The sequence below is a fragment of the Dyadobacter sp. HNCC25DJ185 genome, assembly GCF_056895195.1.
Genome location: NZ_JBXHAR010000007.1, coordinates 305,063 through 320,922 on the forward strand (window position 1 = coordinate 305,063; position 15,860 = coordinate 320,922).

The 15,860-nt window shown below is 47.5% G+C and carries 9 protein-coding genes; 3 read left to right on the forward strand and 6 right to left on the reverse strand.

Annotation, left to right across the window (positions count from 1 at the left end; genetic code table 11):
- Window positions 1–13: 13 nt before the first annotated feature.
- The 5 genes from AC1XUF_RS21305 to AC1XUF_RS21325 form a co-directional block, all read right to left on the reverse strand.
- Window positions 14–2,140, reverse strand: coding sequence for a DNA topoisomerase 3 (locus tag AC1XUF_RS21305; RefSeq protein WP_483343852.1), 2,127 nt, complete (start codon window positions 2,138–2,140; stop codon window positions 14–16).
- Window positions 2,141–2,437: 297 nt separating this feature from the next.
- Window positions 2,438–3,913, reverse strand: a complete 1,476-nt coding sequence (locus AC1XUF_RS21310; protein ID WP_483343853.1) for a RagB/SusD family nutrient uptake outer membrane protein — start codon at window positions 3,911–3,913, stop codon at window positions 2,438–2,440.
- Window positions 3,914–3,952: 39 nt separating this feature from the next.
- The gene (locus tag AC1XUF_RS21315; protein WP_483343854.1) at window positions 3,953–7,168 is read right to left on the reverse strand and encodes a SusC/RagA family TonB-linked outer membrane protein; all 3,216 of its coding nucleotides are present in this window, start codon (window positions 7,166–7,168) and stop codon (window positions 3,953–3,955) included.
- A 244-nt stretch (window positions 7,169–7,412) separates the two neighbouring features.
- Window positions 7,413–9,773 (reverse strand): glycoside hydrolase family 20 zincin-like fold domain-containing protein, encoded by a 2,361-nt coding sequence (locus tag AC1XUF_RS21320; protein ID WP_483343855.1) that lies wholly within the window; start codon window positions 9,771–9,773, stop codon window positions 7,413–7,415.
- A 333-nt stretch (window positions 9,774–10,106) separates the two neighbouring features.
- Complete coding sequence (locus tag AC1XUF_RS21325) at window positions 10,107–11,432, reverse strand: alginate export family protein (protein ID WP_483343856.1); 1,326 nt, start codon at window positions 11,430–11,432, stop codon at window positions 10,107–10,109.
- A 290-nt stretch (window positions 11,433–11,722) separates the two neighbouring features.
- Between AC1XUF_RS21325 and AC1XUF_RS21330 the strand changes: the two genes are divergently transcribed.
- The 3 genes from AC1XUF_RS21330 (at window position 11,723) to AC1XUF_RS21340 (ending at window position 14,436) form a co-directional block, all read left to right on the forward strand.
- On the forward strand, window positions 11,723–12,499 hold the full coding sequence (locus AC1XUF_RS21330; RefSeq protein ID WP_483343857.1) for an SDR family oxidoreductase: 777 nt from the start codon (window positions 11,723–11,725) through the stop codon (window positions 12,497–12,499).
- Window positions 12,500–12,806: 307 nt separating this feature from the next.
- Window positions 12,807–13,883: an AAA family ATPase gene (locus AC1XUF_RS21335; RefSeq protein WP_483343858.1), complete on the forward strand. Its 1,077-nt coding sequence runs from the start codon at window positions 12,807–12,809 to the stop codon at window positions 13,881–13,883.
- A 4-nt stretch (window positions 13,884–13,887) separates the two neighbouring features.
- Window positions 13,888–14,436, forward strand: coding sequence for a hypothetical protein (locus AC1XUF_RS21340; RefSeq protein WP_483343859.1), 549 nt, complete (start codon window positions 13,888–13,890; stop codon window positions 14,434–14,436).
- 105 nt (window positions 14,437–14,541) lie between these two features.
- Here AC1XUF_RS21340 and AC1XUF_RS21345 read toward each other — a convergent pair whose 3' ends face one another.
- Window positions 14,542–15,858 (reverse strand): APC family permease, encoded by a 1,317-nt coding sequence (locus AC1XUF_RS21345; RefSeq protein WP_483343860.1) that lies wholly within the window; start codon window positions 15,856–15,858, stop codon window positions 14,542–14,544.
- Between the last annotated feature and the right edge of the window lie 2 nt (window positions 15,859–15,860).

Below are 15,860 nucleotides of genomic sequence, written 5' to 3' on the forward strand. Positions count from 1 at the left end.
ACTCTACTGTTTCTCAGCCGACTTCAAAATTAAAATCACCGTTCATGATGAGTTTTGCATCTGTGGTTTCAGGATTGCCGGGAATCTGCAATCCTTTTATTTTGGCCGTTTTACCCTTGCTGAGCAGGTCGTATACATGCTTGTCGGTGAGTTTTTTTCCAAGAAATTCGAACGGGATTTTGAAACCGCACACACCGAAATTGGAACAGCCGTACGCAGTTTTTCCTTTTTTCAGCAACTGTTCTTTGCATTTGGGACAGGTTAGCGACTCAATCGAAATTTCCTCTTTGGGCTCTTTTGGTTTGGCAGGCTTTTTCTCTTTTTGTTCCTTTTCTGCCTCCGCTGGTACCTCTTCCGCAATACTGATCGCCCTTCCGCGGTTGATTTTTACTTCCTGCACGAGATCCACCACCATTTGGATCAGTTCCTGCTTGAAGGTATCCATCGAGTAGTCGCCCTTTTCGATCAGCCGCAGCTTTCTTTCCCAGTTTCCTGTGAGTTCCGCGCTTTTGAGCAGCTCGTTCTGGATCGTGTCGACGAGATCCATGCCGGTTTGCGTGGCGTAAATGTTTTTCTTTTTCTTCTCAATATAGCGCCTTTTGAAAAGCGTCTCAATGATGTTTGCCCGCGTTGAAGGCCTCCCTATGCCATTGTCTTTCAGCAATTCACGCATTTCTTCGTCTTCCACCTGCCTGCCTGCTGTTTCCATCGCCCGCAGCAATGTGGCTTCGGTGAAAGCCTTTGGCGGCGTCGTTTTCCCCTGGTGTACGCGCGGCTCGTGCGGGCCCCTTTCCCCGACCTCAAAATTAGGCATCACCTTTTCCTCTTCCGCCGTCTCTTTCTTTGCGCTCGCATCATTGGTATACACAGCCCGCCAGCCCGGCTCGAGTATCTGCTTGCCGGTTGCTTTGAATTCTACCTGTCCTACTTTGCCCAGCACCGTCGTGTTGGAAACTTTACATTCGGGGTAAAACGCAGCGATAAACCGGCGGGCGACCAGGTCATAAATGCGTTTTTCGTCCTGACTGATGTGATTGGGCAAAACGCCCGTCGGGATAATGGCGTGGTGATCGGTTACTTTTTTATCATCAAAAACCGTTTTCGACTTGGGGATCGGCTTTTCGAGCAGCGGCGCCGTGTATTGGGCATAATAGGTGAGCTCTCTCAAAATGCCCTCTATTTTGGGATGCAGATCTTCGGAAAGATAGGTTGTGTCCACCCTGGGATAGGTGATGAACTTCTTTTCGTAGAGGTTCTGCGTGTGCTTTAACGTGTCCTCAGCGGAATAACCGTATTTTTTATTGGCCTCTACCTGCAATGAAGTCAGGTCAAACAATTTTGGGTTTCCTTCCTTTCCTTCTTTCTTTTCAAATGCGGTGATTTCAAAATCATGCTGAACCAGGTATGCAAGACCTTTGTTTGCTTTCTCCTCGTTTCTGATCCTGTCGATGGTCGCGGTGAATTCCGTTTCACGATAAATGGTTTTTAATTCCCAATAATCTTCCGAAAGAAAAGCATTGATCTCCTTTTGCCGCTGCACGATCAGCGCAAGGGTAGGGGTCTGCACGCGGCCAATGCTCAGGACCACCTTCCCCTGCCCGAACTTTTTGGTAAAGAGCCGGGTCGCGTTCATGCCCAGCAGCCAGTCGCCAATCGCCCGGGCGCTTCCGGCTGCATACAGATTGTCGTAGAGCACGCTGTCTTTCAGCTTTTCAAATCCTTCCCGGATCGCCTGCTCGGTCAATGATGAGATCCAGAGACGTTTTACGGGCACATTGCACTTGGCCTTCAGCAAAACCCAGCGCTGTATGAGTTCACCTTCCTGGCCCGCATCCCCGCAGTTGATCACTTCTTCACATTGGCTGACCAGATTTTCAATAATACCAAACTGCTTCTGCGCACCCGGATTGTCGATGAGCTTGATTCCGAAGCTCGACGGGATCATGGGGAGGTCTTCGAGCCGCCAGGATTTCCAGCGCTCGGTGTAATCGTGGGGTTCTTTTAATGTACAAAAATGCCCGAACGTCCAGGTTACCTGATATCCGTTTCCCTCGTAATAACCGTCCCTGCGCTGATTGGCCCCGATAACTGCGGCAATATCTTTGGCAACGCTTGGCTTTTCAGCAATACACACTTTCATAGCTGCAAACTTACAGCATTGACCGGAAACTCAATTCAAGCCGTACGATAATCCGGGAGCGCCCGTGCTGAATGCCCCCGGCCTGCCTGGAGTCCTAGTTGAAAAGGGTTGGGTTGTCAAGCCCGTTAATGCGATTACGTCATATACTGATTAAGGCTCATCCGAGTCCCAGCGAATTTCAAATGTAAAAAGCTTGCAAATCAATGATTTGCAAGCTTCTATTGATTGTTCTCTGCCTCCTCGATTTTAGGAAAATCAAAAAAGCATCAGAGTTAATTCGGGATCGGATTCCTTCCGTCAGTACCCCTCGTTCTGCGTAATTGCGGGGCTGCTGGTAATGACCGCCAATGCCGGAATAGGATATAACAGCTGATAAGACTTGATCGGCGTCGAAATTCCTACTGTAATCTTGCCCGCGCCAGACACTTTTGAATTCATGACGGTAAGTGCACGATCCGTGCGCAGGAGGTCAAACCAACGGTGTCCTTCAAAGGGCGACTCCAGTCTCTCTTCATTGTAAACCGCCGCCTTGAATGTTTCATACGTCAGGCCGCTCAAGTCTGTAAGTTTCGCGCGTTTTCTAACCTGGTTAATCGCCGCATAAGCATCGGGATTAGGTCCTTTGTTTACTTCATTTAATGCTTCGGCGTATATTAACAGGATATCGGCATACCTGATTACGTACCAATCTGCTCCCGAATCGGCATAACCGCCTCCTGTTTCGCGCTCCACATAACCGCGGATGTATTTGGCGGCAACGAAGGTATTTCCATTCTGATAACCGTCGGCGATATTATTCCGGCGTACATCGCCTGCCGAGTAGGCGGCAGCGATATCTTCGGTAGGTTGGTTAAATCCGTAGGCGCCTCCTGATGCAATGGTGATTCCTTCTGAACCGGTTGGTGCAAAGTGATTGGGCAAGTTTGAGCCGAGGTAATTTGCTGCACCTTTATATTGTGCCTGCCAGATCGACTCTGCATTTCCTTGCTGACCAGCCTTGTACAGGTCGGCATAAACAGGCAGCAGGCTGTACGTGCCCGAGGAAACCACTTTTTTGAACTCCGCAGCGGCCTCCGTGTATTTTTTCTGCGTCAGATAAGCTTGTCCGAGCAGGCTTTGAGCAACCCCTTTTGTTGCTCTTCCCACAGCGGATTCATCGTATGAGACAGGCACTAATTCCTCCGCCTTTATAAGATCAGCTTCGATCTGCGCATACACCTCCTGAACCGTGGCGCGGCCAACACTGTAACTGGCGTCTATGTCCGTGACCGGCTCTGTCACGAGCGGGACGCCGCCAAAAAGCCGCACGAGGTTGAAATAGCCCAGGGCTCTCAGGGTAAGTGCTTCGCCGGTGTATTGCTTTTTCAGGTTATCCGATACGGTTGAACCATCGATTTTCGCGAGGATACTGTTAGCCCTCGCAATCAGGATGTAGCTGGTTTGCCAGAATGCGGTGAGGTGTTCATTGTCGGTTGTTTCCCTGAATTCGTCGATATTTCTTTTTGCGTCATTACCGTCCCCACCAGCGGTAAGCTCGGTGGTGTTGTCGGAACGGAGATCCACCAGCAGGGAATAATACCCATTGCCTTGGTACACCTGCGCAAAAGCGGAGTAGGCACCCACCAGCGCCTGGTTGAAATCGGATTCGGTTTTAAAGAAATCCGTTTCGCCAATCTGTGAAATGGGTTTCGATTCCAGGAAGTCCTCGCAGGACGTTCCCGAAAATGCCAGGACAATCAGGGCGACAGCTATTTTTATATTTTTTGAGATCATAATAAATCAATGTTAGAAGTTGATCTGGGTTGAGTAGGATCAGAAACCAAGGTTAAGGCCAAATACGATCGTTCTGGGCACGGGATAAGTACCGTAATCGATACCCGGCGTAAGCGCGGAAGAAATCCATGGATCGCCTTCGGTCGTGTTCACCTCCGGATTGTAGCCCGAGTATTTGGTGAAGGTGTGCAGGTTCTGAATGTTCATGTAAATCCGCGCGTTTTTCAGGATCGAGCCGCTGAGCACCTTGCCAAGCCGGTAGCCGATCGTCACGTTTCTGATGCGCAGGAAAGAGGCATCGTCCACGAGGTAAGATGAAATCGTCCGGTTATTGGCCGAGCTGCCCGCGCCAAATGTCCTGCCATCCCCCGGCTCTTCCGGCGACCGCCAGTAGTTGACCGAAATCGTTCCGTTGTTGCGGTAGGCGCTGCGTTTTGTCAGGTTCATCACTTCCACATCCTGGACACCTTGCAGCGAAAATCCGAAGTCGAAGTTTCCGAGCGTAAAGCTGTTCGTGATGCCGTAGGTGAATTTCGGAAGGTTATTCCCGATGATGGTTTTGTCGGAATCGTTGATCACGCCGTCGCCATTCAAATCCCTGAATTTGGCATCGCCGGCGTAGGTGTTGGGCAAATGCGCCGACGCGTTCACTTCGTCGATGGTATTGTAAACCCCATCAAAAATGTAGCCGTAGTAGCTTCCCAGCGGGCTGCCGATCTGCGTAATGTGCGTCAGAGAGTTTTCCTGGGCGCGGTTGGCAACAATGATCGGCGTGCCGCCTGCGCCAAGTGATTCCACTTTATTTCTGTTGAAAGAAATGTTGGCATTGGTAGTCCAGGTGAAATTCGCGGTCTTGAAATTTCTGGTTTCCAAGGCGAGTTCAAGTCCTTTATTCCGTAGACTTCCCAGATTGCGCAGGGCAGTTTCATAGCCTGTCGAAAGTGGTACCGGAACATTGAGCAGCAGGTCGGAAGTAAGCTTGTTATAATAATCCACATTCAGGAAAACCCGGTTTTGGAAAAGTCCCAGATCAAGACCTAAATCTACTTCCTTGGCTTTTTCCCATCCCAAATTGGCATTGCCCAGTGAACCCTGGGCCAAACCGCTGGCGATAGAACCGTCGCCTGAGCCAAGAATGTAGTTGCTGCCATAAATCAGTCCGACAGAAGCGTAATCAGGGATCTGGTTGTTACCAATCAAACCGTAGCTGGCGCGCAACTTCAACTCGCTCACAGCGGTTACATCGGCCATGAATTTTTCCTGGCCGATCCGCCAGCCCACGGAAGCTGAAGGGAAATTTCCCCATTTATTGTCCGCACCGAAACGGGACGAACCATCGCGGCGGAAGGTAGCTGTCAGGAAATATTTTTCATCAAAGTTGTAAGTCGCCCGGCTCAGCAGCGAAAGCAAGGTCCACTGTGAGCGGATCGAGCTTCCGCCCGTCACGATCCCTGCATTCAATGTAGGCACAAGGTCGTTCGGGAATGAATTTGCATTGACTGCCGTGGAGTTGAAGCTTGACTTTTGTTCCGTCAAACCTACCAGTACGTTCACATGGTGTTTTTCGGCAAATGAGTTGTCGTAAGTCAGCGTATTTTCATTGATCCAGCTCACATTAGTAGCGGCGTAAGAGCGACCAAATGAAGGGTTTACGCTAATAAATGAAGGCGAGAACTTGTTGTTGCTGAACGTATTGACATCCGCGTTGATACTGGTTTTGAATTGCAGGTTTTTCAAAATATCAACCGTCGTAAACATGCTGCCCACCGTGCTGAACTGGTTCATCGTGTTTTTGATGCCCTCGCCAAAAGCCAGCGCATTGTTGTAAATGATGTTCTGCGTGGTACCATCGTCGTAATGTAGCGTGTACGATGTTGAGTAAGTGCCATCCGCATTCCGGGCTGGGTACAAACCAGGCACCGACATGACCGTGGTGGCTACCGCGCCGTAATCCTGGATCCCGCCGGTGGTGGCAATGCGGTTGTTGCTGTAAGAGGGCGCTACGCGGAAACCGACCTTTACTCTGTCAGTTACTTTGGCATCCACGTTCAAACGAAATGCGTATTTTTTGAAACCGGAGTTGATCACGATACCTTCCTGGTTCTGGTAGTTGCCGGAGAGGTAGTACCGCGCATTTTCCGTCCCGCCGGAAGCAGCCAGCTGATAGTTTTGCATCGGTGCGCGGCGATAAAGCAGGTCCTGCCAGTCGGTGAATGGAAGGGAGGCCGCGTTTTTGAATTCGTTGGGTATCTTGTATTGAGGACCGCTTCTTGCTGAATTGGGGTCGGTTGCTTTTCCGCCCGCGCGCACCCAGTCGGTGTTTCGCTGGTCGATGGAACGCTGCGCGTATTGCTGGTTGGTCATGATGCCTACCTTCTTCCCAATTTCCTGGAAACCGTAGCTGGCATTGATGCTGATCTGCGACTTACCGGCGGCTCCCGTTTTTGTTGTGATCAAAACAACACCGTTCGATCCCCTCGAGCCGTAAATAGAGGTCGCCGCAGCATCTTTCAAAACATCAATCGACTGGATGTCACCAGGGTTAATGCTGGCCAGCGGGTTGACCGGCGATTGATCACCAATGTCGCCACCCTGAGCTGATGCATTGCTCACCGAGTTGTCCAGCGGCACACCATCGACTACATATAAAGGTTGGTTACCTGCTGTAATAGAGCCTGTTCCCCTGATTTTGAGAGAAATACCGCCGCCAGGCGCTGCCGAAGTCTGTTGCACCTGCACGCCCGCCATTTGTCCGGCCAGCGCTTCGCCAAATGAAACCACCGCCCGGTCCTGCAACTGCTTGGAACTTACCGAGGCAATCGAGCCGGTCAGTTCCCGCTTCTGCTGGCTACCGTAACCCACAACCACGACTTCATTCAGCGACCTGTCACCCACTTCCAATTGTGGTGAGATCGTCGAGCGATTTCCCACCGGCTCTTCCAGATCACTATAACCAATATACGTAAACAGCAAGGTGCTATTGGCTGGTACCTGAATTTTGTACGCGCCATTCGCATCGGATACCACACCGTCGGTGCCGCCTTTTACCCGGACAGACACGCCGACCAGCGGCTGGCCAGTTGCTTTTTCTGTAACCTGTCCGCTCACAGTAACTTGATTTGCCCGGCCAGATGTCTGGGCTTGCGCGGCTGCGCAAAAAAGAAACAGGAACAACACTTTGAAGAGCAGTCCCGGAGGCAGTCCGCATCGGTTGCGGAAACAAGTGTAATCTTTGGTAAAAATTAGTTTTCCCATACGTTATGGAAGATAAGGGGTCTAGAAATGATTGAATCGAAAGGTATCGAAACAAATATAATGTTTTTATTAAATGTAAAATCTTTTCGTAAGAAAAAAATAATATTATAGAATCAAAAAGAAAGATAACGGAGATTTTAAAGAAATTTTCTTGATGTAAAAAGGCAAAAAAGAAAATGCTTCCAAACCTGCGGCTGGAAGCATTTCTTTTTGATGTCGGCGAAGGATAAGCAAAGTTGGCGTGCTATTTATATTGCTGCCAGTTCAGTGGTTTGTTCATGGAAGGCAGCTGATGTTGTTGCGCATATTCATTCCTCACTTTTTGCACATCATTCCACCACTGGTCGAGCGGATAATGCAGTTCCCTGTAAATCAGATAGCTTAGGTCGACTGTCCGTACCGGCTGGTGGTCTTTGATGTCATCCACCTGATGCAGAAACTTGCGTCCGTTGGCTTCTTCCACCAGGGGATGCCATTCTTTGAACCAGATCTTCTCGACGAACGCAAGCGTACTGTCGCGCTGGGTTTTGAGTTTGCTGACCATTTCCAAAGCAGTATCCAGCTTTTTTACCGCCTGTACGGGACTGCCCGCCGTAGAAGCCTCTTGCAGCAGATCGGTCACTTTATTTAAAGCCACCAGCATCCGCAGATTCTGCCCGCAAATTGCCGCCACCGATTCCAGTACTTCCAGGTTATAAAGCTGCTTTCCTGCCAGCGATTTGTTCTTCCGGATCAACTCAAGCGCATATTGATTGCGCGGCAGCATGGATTGCGCAGCTGCGAGTCGCTCTGCATTGACGGGATAGGTTTTGTTTGAAACCGCCAGTGTTCCGGATACCGGCACAGGCAATAGGGGCAAGGTCTGATCCCTTTCCGGTTGCAGGAAAAGGCTATCCGAATTTCCTTTGATCATCGGTCGCCAGGGCGAAGGAATCCAGTCCCAGCTCTCGGTATGAAACTCCGCCTGCTCGCTCAGAACGTGGTAAACGCTATCCATATCCTTTTGCGCGGGCCCATAGAATGCGTTCATAAAACGTGCCGAGGCATCCGCAGGAGTCAGGTTTTTACTATTCCATCCAGCAGCCGTGGCCGTGGCATAACCCAGCCAGAATGTTTCAGGATGCAGCCCCGCATCAGCCCAGCCGGCGATTACCACGCCCGCGAAGGAAGAAAGATTTTCGTTGAAAGCAGTATTGATTTCCTTCATCATATCCGCCACCCGCCCTGATGAACGGTCACTTCCATCAGCCATCACCGCGGACTTTGTATGGAGCGGGTAATAATTCGGGAAAATGGGCTCCGCGCCCTGGGTGGCCGTGTATACAAACTGCCTGATCCCGTGCTTCTTATAATCCGCAGCAATCGCATTATTATAAACCCCGTTCACCAGGTGTGAAGGCAGCGCCGTAATATCTTCTCTTCGCAAAGGAAATTCGCCCCAAAACAGAACAGTGCGACCTTGTTCATGCAACCTGTCGGCCATTTTTTTGATAAACCAGGCCAGTAATCGACCATTTCCGCCCAGACTGTCTGCCATCGCTTTCTCCGAAGGCGCCTTACCCGTGTAGTAGGCCTCGTCATTGGAAAGGATCATGTATTTGCTGCCTTTGCTCGCATTGATTAGCTCGCTGAACATGGCGTCCAGCAGTTTAATTGTCTCCGGATTGGTCACCGAAAACTGGTAGTTAATGTCGTCAATCAACCGCAGCTTGCGGTATTCGGGATGTTTCAGGATAAATGAAACATGTGCCGGTGCATCCAGAAAAGGCACCAGGTCCACATAATACGCCTTCGCAAAATCCGCCAGCTCCTGGTATTCCTGCGGCGTCAAAGCGTAAGGCTCCACAATCGCCGGAGCGGATTTATATTGGAAATGCCCTTCCAGCTTGATCGAAAAAGCATTGATCTTGTAAGTGGAAGCTTGCTTGATAATCCGCTTCAACGCACCCATTTTCTCCAGATGATGCGCATCGTCCCAGTAAATCATCCTGACTTCCACATTGGGCCAGTCGGTGATCTCGCCTTCCGGCAGCTGCATTTTAGGAGCCTGGGACCTTAATAATTGCAAAAATGTCTGCACGCCATAATATAACCCCTGCGAAGCATTGGCCGTAATCGTCACATTTCCCGGTTTCAAACTAAGCCTATACGCTTGGCGTTCAAGCGCAATCCGGTTGGTATCAACGCTTGCGCCAATGTTGACAGCGCCTTTTTGAACGATTAGCCGGATTGCCGGAACATTGCCGGAAGTGGCCGTGGCTGCAATGGAGAGAGGTAAGCCTGTCTCTTTTAATTCCTCCAGCAGGTTTTTCACCGTCTGCTCTTTGCCAAGTGCTGGACTGGCTACGATTTTCCAGTTTTTGCTGATTATGAACATTTTGTCACTCAGTTCTAGTTGCTGCGGGAGCGGGAGCAGGGTTGAACTGGCGTGGCTGTTTTTGTTTTGTGCGCTCATTGGGGTTGCCGCAAGAAAAAAGCAGCAACCCAGCAGGAAAAGCTGGCTTGTGGATACAATCCTCCGTAAAATCAGGTTACACGGGCTCGAAATGCGATCGGCGAGTTGGAGAGATGAGTTGAGTGCCAGGGGCTTTGATGGGGTTGTCATGCAGCTAGAATGGTAAAGGTTGATTTAGGAATCGGGTTCGGACGGGGCTTGGGATTTAAGAAGGTACAAGGTAAGTTGCCTGCAAATCCACTGTACGTTCCAGAGTTTGGTGCAATTAATAAGAAAAAAGTAAGTAAACGAAACTTTTTATCTGTTAGAATGAAGATTCTCCTCAAACCCGGGTATTTTTAAAATAGCCGAAATTTGATGAACAGCAAGCTGAGTGCATCTGCGTTACCCATTTTTTTCAGTCTTTCTCCAGTATGAGGTGCCGTTTTCTCAGCTGAGCTTTCCAGCGCGAGTAACGGATTTGCGGGTCAATGGATAAAAATCCTATTGAAGCCTAGACCATTCCCGGCTCAGTAGGCGAGGGGTATAGGATATCATCAGATAGCTCCATACTGGTATTTTTCCGGCATCCGGAACCTTATTGAGCAGCTCCATGCGCTGATCTGCAATGGTGAACGAAAATCCATAAATGATTTCGATGCCTTTGACGGGCTTGTAATTTAAAGACAAGTCGCTTTCAAAGCCGAGGTATTTTCCATCTATTTCTTTGCCTTCGTTGATGAGTGGATACTGTGAGAAAAATAGGTGGGCATCGCCTCGCAGAGAAAGCTTTGTACCGGCCTGACAGATCACGAAGAGATATGGATTGATCAGCCCTTTTTCGTTGACATCCGCTGGGAACCTGGTGAACAGGTTCATATTGCCCATAAATTTCCAGGCAACTCCATAGAGCGGCACGAACGAACTGGATATTTCTTTAGAGGCCGTATTTTTCTCGCCGCTCAATATTTCGGCACCCAGCCGGAACAATGTTTTCCCCGTATTCGCACTGATCTCGGGCTGGACGTAATAAGCGCGTAATTTTTCCGAAGCGGCGTTTTGTCCGTACTGATAGTAAGCATTCACCGTCCCGTAAATGCCGCCTTGGGTATATTCAAGCCGTCCGCCATTGGTGATACGTGGGTAGTACCGCTGGTCGCCGGTCGTTCTCCGGAATACATCCATGGTATTGATCGTCGTAAGCGTAATGTTGTTGAACTTGTGCTTCAGGTGATGGACGAAAAGAAATTTATAGGTATGCGAACCAACGGGCGAGTAAGCCGGATCGAAACGCTTTCCATAGGACCGGGTGAAAGCTAATGTCAGGTCTGTCTCCAATTTCTTCTTGTAAAGTAACCTGATCCCTTCATGTGCCCGGCTCTGCTGGCTCCAGGGAGCGGCGGAGAATATCCTCCCGTTGTCGAGCGACAGAGCTTGCCTGCCAATCCTTACAGAGAAGTTTTTGGTAATGGCGGGTTCGGCGTAAAGCTCAAAAAAATTGACGCTACCGACCTGTGAGAAGCGTCCGGGTTTGCCCCAAACATGGATTTCCTGCGGCGAAGCATGCAAACGAAGCTGGTTTGTCTTATATGTAATGCTGAGCCGGTTTCTTTGGGTAGTATACAGATCGGGCATAATCGTATCGGCGGCCGTCCACATAAAGTGATCACGGTACTCGGCCCTGGGTCTTAATTCAAAATCAACGGTTAATTCACGGCGCAGGGTATCGGCCGATTCTGCAAATAAATCGCCGGCTCCAAAAAACAGGAGTTGAAACGCTACCAAATAGAGAGTGAGAGTAGTTAGGTTGGGGTAGGTCAGCCGGGACACAGAAAAACTGATTTGTCATGCAAAACTAGTTAATAATCTATAAATTCAGGTACAGTCTTAGTAGCCACGTGCTATCTGTCCGACGCAATTTAAGCAAACTTTCTACGATCGAATGCCAAATAGTGCATTTAGTATATCAAATAAGTAGAGAATTTAAATTTTTGCTTACTTTGAATGATGAAAGTGATATTTTTATGCACCTGTGAATTTGCCCTTGCTGTTTGGAACAGGCGGGCTGACATCGCTTTTCATCATACGTTTTAAAAATAGCCGGGATCCGGTATTCATCAATGAACAACAAAATCGCTCTTATTACAGGCGCCACTTCGGGGATTGGCTATGTTACTGCTGTTGAACTGGCAAAAAAGGGTTACGATCTCATACTGGTAGCACGTAATGAGGTTAAGGTGCAGGAATTGCAAAGAGTTATTGGAAACCATGTTAGGACCGACTTTGTCCAGTGCGATCTTTCAAGCATTGTGTCCGTAAAGAATGCGGTGGAGGCGATCAGGAGCCGGTATAGCAAGCTCGATGTGCTGATTAACAATGCAGGGCTGATTGTTCAGCATAAACAGTATTCTGTCGATGGCATCGAACTGACATTTGCCACAAACCATCTCGGGCCCTTTATTCTGACGACCGGGCTGATCGACTTACTTAAGGCCGCAGAAAAAGCCCGGATCGTTCATGTTTCGTCCGCCGCACATTACTTTGCTTTTTTTGATATCGATCAACTGGTAAACCCATCGTGGTACCAGGATCTGATCGTCTACGGACGGTCTAAGCTGGCCAATATTCTTTTCTCTAATGAACTTGCTGACCGTCTGCGACCATTCGGGGTTACCTCCAATTGTGCCCACCCCGGGACGGTTGCCAGTAACTTTGCGGGCGGCGGAACGGGAGCCTCCGCGTTTTTTATGAAATTGTTCCGGCCGTTTCTAAGGACCACGGCAAAGGGCGCTGCCACCAGTATTTATCTGGCGACTTCGCCCGAGGTGGAGGGGGGTCTCAGGGAAGTATTTTGTGGATTGCAAGGTGAGAAGAACATCTTCGGCGAGCAGCGATAAGGGGCTGGGGAAAGCGCTTTGGGAGTTGAGCGAAGGGTTGGTTAGGGGATAGAGATTAACCTCGAGCAGCGTAGGACTGCTAATCGAGTTTGGTTTTATATAGTCTAGCTATTTAAGTGTTCGACTGAAAATTAGCGATTAACTTGCTGTATACGAGTTGGTTGTATTTTTGTGGTTCGATTCATATTCGGTAGTAATAAGGTTTTTAGCTTTATCAGCTGTGGATATTTTGATTAATTGTGGCAAACCGCGATAGTGGACCTGTGTCAAAAGAAATCAATATATTTGCATAAAATCATAAATACCTATGATAAGCTCAATTACAATCAAAAACTTTATGGCTCATTCAAATATGACCATAAAAGATCTTCCCGGTATAAATGTAATTATTGGAAAAAATGACACTGGTAAAACAGGCTTATTAAAGCTGTTGTACGCAACTGTTAAAGCACTGGAAGTCTATAGTCTTAAATCAAAATCAATTGAGGTTTCTTTTAAAAGAGAGTTAGCAGATAAGTTAACCGATACGTTCATGCCTCGAAAAAATGGCTTGGGAGATTTAGTCCAGAAAGGAAGTAAGGATAAGCTAGATATAAATATTACTGTTGTCGGAAATAATGGAAAATATAGGCAACCCTTATATTATTCATTTGGTGACAGAACAGAAAAGTCAATCCCAACTTGTATAGAACATGTTGACTCGATTCCTCCTAACTCGATAAATGCTCTTTTCATACCGGCAAAAGAAGTTCTAACTGCATTTAATGACATAAGAAATATACGTGAGAATTTTTATGGAGTCGGATTTGATGACACTTATCTTGATTTAATTAAAGCGCTAAGTCTAGAAACTACAAAAGGTCGAGTTGCGAACGAACTTAGCCAAGTCAACAAATCTTTGGAGGACCTTTTTGAAGGTAAGATTGAACAAACCGGATTGCAAGATCAACCATTTTTGTTTAAAAAAGGAAATCAGCAATTTGCAATGCAGCAAACCGCGGAGGGAATAAAGAAAATAGGAATTCTTACAACGTTAATTACAAACAGGCAATTAAGTAAGGGAACGGTTCTCTTTATGGATGAACCAGAAACGGCGCTTCACCCCGATGCCATCCGGAAAATGGTTGAGATGTTAGTTGCAATGAGCAAAGCCGGAGTGCAAATATTTATTGCTTCGCATAGTTATTTTGTTATCAAACAATTGTCAAATTGTGCAAAAAGAGATGAATTAAATATTAAGTGTTGGAATCTTACACGCGAAATTGGAAGGCCAGTGGAAAACTCATTTCATGATTTAATTGATGGGGTTTTGCCTTCCAATACAATAATTGCGGAAGCGCTTAGGATGTTCGATGAAGAAATAAGTATTGATTTAAAAGCTTAGTTAGATGTCCATTACAGAGAGTTCGATCACACTAGATTTTCCAGATGCTAACTTCTTTCGGTTTGAGAATTGTCAAGGCTATAAAGATTTGCAAAATAATTTTAGTGAAATGGACGTATGTTGGTATGAGCAGGCGACTGATACGTTGTTTATTCTTGAATTAAAAGATTGGCAAAATAATATTTTGATAGAAGAAACTGACCCAACATTTACACCGCAAGACATTGCAGACATAAAGAACAGAATTTCAAAGCATCGTATTCATAACTTGTTCAAAAAATCAGTTGATAGTATTAGCATGTTTATGTCTATATTAATAGGAAGGCAGACAGGGCTTACCATTCAAGCTTGCTCACCGTTTACAATTTCTAATAATACTCAATTAATACTGTTATCAATCATAAACTGGACTGATCCGGACATTTCATACATTGCAACCATAAATTCAGAATACAAATCTAGATTTAAATCTTACGCCAAATTATTTGGAATTCGTGCTTACCTGGTTTTAACAAAAGATCAAGCTGCACAACGGTTTAATTGGGTTAGGTAATAATTTGAGCCTGGTATTTGCCAAGTAAAAATATACTGAAATAGAAGACTAGTATCGGTCTGCTGAGTGCGGTATTGAATTTGATTTGATAAAAAGATGACATGACTATTTCCGAAAAGCCTTTACCAACAAAAAATAAACCGGCAGCCCGATCACAAAAAGCAGAAACCCAATCAGCGCCGTTTCCGGCTCGAAATACATGACGCTGAGGTTGACGAGCGCGTAGCCGATGATGAAAATGACGGTCATCCAGGGGTATAGCTTCATTTTGTAAATGCCAGCCTTTTCTCCTCCGATCTTTGCCCTTTTACGTAAAATAAAAACCGCTGCGCAGGCTGCGATGAGCCCGATGCTGTCGAAGAACATTACGTAATTGAGGATTTTTTGTAAAGAGGACAAGGCGAACAAAAAGAGAATGATGATGAGCGTGTAGGCAGTTAATGCGAATTCCTGAGTCTGGGTTTTGGGGTTTACTTTCTTGAAAGCGGCGGGCAGCACGTTTTCTTCGGCCATGGCGTAATAAACGCGCGGATTTGAGAGCAATGACGCATTTACATAAGCCAGAACGGCCAGGAACATGACCACGGAAACGATGGTGGACGCCACATTGCCGAACAGGCGACCGATCATTTCAGCAGCCAAAGCAGGTGAATTTTTTAACCCTTCAAACCCCAAAACTTTCACATAAGAATAATTGACCAGGAGATAAAGTGCCATAACCGCGCCCATACCAATAAAGATAGAACGCGGCAGGATCCTGCTGGCGTTAGGGACGTCACTTCCGAAATTCATGGTTTGATGGTAACCGCCATAGGTAAAGAAAATCGGGACGAAACAAAGCCAGAATGCTTTCAGGCTATCTTCCTGCGATAGTTCCTTTGTAACCGGCTGAGCGGGCGTCGAAGAAAAAAATACTGTGCCGATCAGCAAGATAAGCATGCCTATTTTAATGATCATCAGCATATTGAGTATCCTCGATCCCATTTTGATCCCCAGCAGATTAATGCCGTATAAAAGTGCAACCGCCGAGATCGTGGTAATCCGTGCCGCAAATTCAGGATCCAGTGAGGGAAACAGCAAGGGTGAAATGTATGCCGAGCCGATGATCGCTACGGATGCACTGGAACCTGCATTGGCTAGCACCGAGATCCAGTTTACCATAAATGCGAAAGCGGGGTGATAGCAATGGGAAAATATCTTGTAAAAACCGCCGGCTGCCGGATAGCGCGAGCCTACCTCTGCCAGCGTGAGCGCTCCAAAGAGGCTGATCACCGCTCCGGCGATCCAGGCTGCAAAGAAAATGGAAGGCAACTGCGCTTTTTGCGCGATCTCGACCGGCGTTCTGAAAATACCTGTACCAATGACCACGCTGATCACGATCATGGTCAGGTCAAACGTGTTGAGGCGCGGTTTGATGGACATTT

Coding starts and splice junctions, on each gene's coding strand:
- AC1XUF_RS21305 (WP_483343852.1), bottom strand. CDS start 2,140: ATGAAAGTGTGTATTGCTGAAAAGCCAAGCGTTGCCAAAGATATTGCC.
- AC1XUF_RS21310 (WP_483343853.1), bottom strand. CDS start 3,913: ATGATCTCAAAAAATATAAAAATAGCTGTCGCCCTGATTGTCCTGGCA.
- AC1XUF_RS21315 (WP_483343854.1), bottom strand. CDS start 7,168: ATGGGAAAACTAATTTTTACCAAAGATTACACTTGTTTCCGCAACCGA.
- AC1XUF_RS21320 (WP_483343855.1), bottom strand. CDS start 9,773: ATGACAACCCCATCAAAGCCCCTGGCACTCAACTCATCTCTCCAACTC.
- AC1XUF_RS21330 (WP_483343857.1), top strand. CDS start 11,723: ATGAACAACAAAATCGCTCTTATTACAGGCGCCACTTCGGGGATTGGC.
- AC1XUF_RS21335 (WP_483343858.1), top strand. CDS start 12,807: ATGATAAGCTCAATTACAATCAAAAACTTTATGGCTCATTCAAATATG.
- AC1XUF_RS21340 (WP_483343859.1), top strand. CDS start 13,888: ATGTCCATTACAGAGAGTTCGATCACACTAGATTTTCCAGATGCTAAC.
- AC1XUF_RS21345 (WP_483343860.1), bottom strand. CDS start 15,858: ATGTCCATCAAACCGCGCCTCAACACGTTTGACCTGACCATGATCGTG.